Source organism: uncultured Porphyromonas sp. (genome assembly GCF_947254915.1).
Classification (GTDB): Bacteria; Bacteroidota; Bacteroidia; order Bacteroidales; family Porphyromonadaceae; genus Porphyromonas.
This window is the reverse complement of the sequence record NZ_CAMYEZ010000174.1, coordinates 1-2,502: the sequence shown is the minus strand read 5'-3', so window position 1 is coordinate 2,502 and position 2,502 is coordinate 1. Positions and strand designations below refer to the sequence as shown.

Below are 2,502 nucleotides of genomic sequence, written 5' to 3'. Positions count from 1 at the left end.
GTACGTACCCCGCAGGGAACGAGTGTACGACTAGGTGAACTGGGCAAGGTCGAGGAGCACTTTGCGCCCCCCGCCATTTACCAGAAAGACCGCTCACGTGTCGTCACCATTGCCCTCACGCCAGCACCCAAGGCAGCCCTTTCAGATCTCGTCCGCACCGCTCAGAAGACCCTTGACGGGATGGATATGCCCGAGGGCGTAAGCTACGAAATCACGGGAGCTTTCGAGCAGCAACAAGAGGCTTTTGCAGACTTAGGCACGCTCCTGCTTCTCATCGTTTTCCTAGTTTTCATCGTGATGGCTGCGGAGTTTGAGAGCTTGGCCTCCCCATTTGTCATCATGTTCTCCGTACCCTTTGCCTTTACGGGCGTTATCATCGGTCTGCTCCTGACGGGTGTCCCCTTGAGCATCATTGCCTTCATCGGAGCAATCATGCTCGTCGGTATCGTGGTGAAGAATGGTATCGTCCTGATTGACTACACCATACTCAATCGTGAGCGTGGTATGTCCGTACGCACTGCGCTGCTCCATGCGGGGGCATCGCGTCTGCGTCCTGTGCTGATGACGACCCTCACGACCGTCTTCGGTATGATCCCGATGGCTATCGGCATCGGAGAGGGTAGCGAGATGTGGCAGCCAATGGGTGTCACGGTAGCCTTCGGTCTGACTATCTCAACGCTGGTCACGCTCCTCCTGATCCCCTGTATCTATGCGCTGGTCTCTCGCCGTCAAATACGGCGTCGGCGCAAGAAAAGTCTCAAAAACCACCACTAAGCTATGAATAGACAAACGGCACTCTTCATCGTCTACAACAGCGCCCTGCATGGGCTCGTCCTACGCACCCTCGAGCAGCACAATGCCAAGGGCTATACAGAGTGGAGCGAAGTCTGCGGACGTGGCTCCGCAACGGGCGAACCGCATCTCGGGAGCCATGCTTGGCCGACGACCAATGGCGCTATGATGGTTATCACGGATGCTGAGCGAGCAGAGCGAATCCTCTCGGCACTTCATCAGATCGATCTAGACAACCCCCAGCAAGGTCTGCGAGCCTTCGCCTGGGAGGTCACCAATATGATCTAACGATACAGCGCTAGCACAGTAAGAAGCGTCAGTCTCGCACGAACGGGGCTGACGCTTTCTTCGGTATGACATGCCCGTCATACTAGAAAAAGGAGCTTCCCGCAGGGGAAACTCCTCCTATCTGGCAGGGCTAACGCATTATAAGCACTCTGCTAGGAGCTGCACAGGGCGATATCCGAGGAAATCCCAAATAGCTTGGTGAAAAACAGAATTTCTCTACGGAGACGAGAAATAAAACTTCGGAAGAATGAAATGAAAGTTCGGAAGAATGAAATCAAAAGTCCGAAGAGTTTCTCCGCTCCTCACTGGAAAATCAAAGATCCCCACAGAGGAATTCACGATTTTCTCCGTAGAGATTAGTCCATTTTTATAATGTGTCAGCCCTGTTCTATCTGACTGATGTTGTCGCTATTTGTTGAGCTCGATGAGACGATCGTTGAGCTCGGCGTTGCTCCGCAGGCGGGGTATCTTGTGTTGCCCGCCGAGCTTGCCCTGCTCCTCGAGCCAGTCGTTGAAGAGCCCTCGCCGAGCAACCACTAGACGGGGCATTAGGAGCGCCATATTGGCATAGCGCTTTGCCTCGTAGTCGCTATTGAGCGTGCGGAGCTCTTGGTCAATACGCTCGATGAAGTGCTCTGGATCGGCTGGCGGTGTCTCAAACTCTACGATCCACTCGTGATAGCCATTCGCTGTATCTAGGCAGAAGCGCGGTGCCACCGTGTAGTCTAGCACCGTGATGCCCATCTCCTGAGCGACGCGTGAGATGGCTGTGGTCGTGTTGTGGACCATCAGTTCCTCGCCGAAGGCATTGATAAAGCTCTGCGTACGTCCCGTGATGATGAACTTGTAGGGGTGCAACTCGGTGAACATGACTGTGTCGCCGATGATGTAGCGGTAAAGCCCTCCGAGGGTGGAGATGACGAGCGCATAGTTGACCCCTTTCTGTACATCGGCTAGCGGTATAGCCTGACGGTCGGGTGCGTCAAACTGAGACATCGGGATGAATTCGTAGAGGATACCGTAGTCCTGCATCAGGAGCATAGAGCTAGAGGTGGGGTCATCCTGAATGCCAAAGAAGCCCTCGCTCGCATTGTAGGTCTCACGGTACTGCATCCGCTCGGACGGGATGATCTGACGGTACCGCTCACGGTACGGATCAAAGCTGATGCCCCCGTGAAAGAAGACTTCGAGGTGAGGCCACACCTCTGAGAGGTTCTCTCGTCCTGTATGCTCTAGGATCGCCATAATGGTCTCGAGCATCCAGCTCGGCACGCCTGAGAGACTGCCCACATCTGCTGTCGCGACCTCCTGGACGATCTGTCGCATCTTGGCGGTCCATTCGCTCATGAGGAGGGTTTGCTTCGAGGGAACGCGATGCCATTCGCCTAGGGCGGGCATGTTTTCCACCAATATGGCGGAGAG

The 2,502-nt window shown here is 54.9% G+C and carries 3 protein-coding genes; 2 read left to right on the top strand and 1 reads right to left on the bottom strand.

What is annotated here, in order from left to right:
* Positions 1-774 (top strand): efflux RND transporter permease subunit (locus Q0X57_RS08165; RefSeq protein ID WP_297729995.1); only part of this gene is annotated, 774 nt, incomplete at its 5' end.
* Between the two features lie 3 nt (positions 775-777).
* The gene (locus Q0X57_RS08160; protein ID WP_297729993.1) at positions 778-1,080 is read left to right on the top strand and encodes a PG0541 family transporter-associated protein; all 303 of its coding nucleotides are present in this window, start codon (positions 778-780) and stop codon (positions 1,078-1,080) included.
* A 408-nt stretch (positions 1,081-1,488) separates the two neighbouring features.
* Here the strand turns inward: Q0X57_RS08160 and Q0X57_RS08155 are convergent.
* A partial coding sequence (locus Q0X57_RS08155) for a GH3 auxin-responsive promoter family protein (protein ID WP_297729991.1) occupies positions 1,489-2,502 on the bottom strand: 1,014 nt, incomplete at its 5' end.

Bases quoted from the DNA above. Each gene is read 5' to 3' on its own strand.
- Q0X57_RS08160 (WP_297729993.1), top strand. From the start codon at position 778: ATGAATAGACAAACGGCACTCTTCATCGTCTACAACAGCGCCCTGCAT.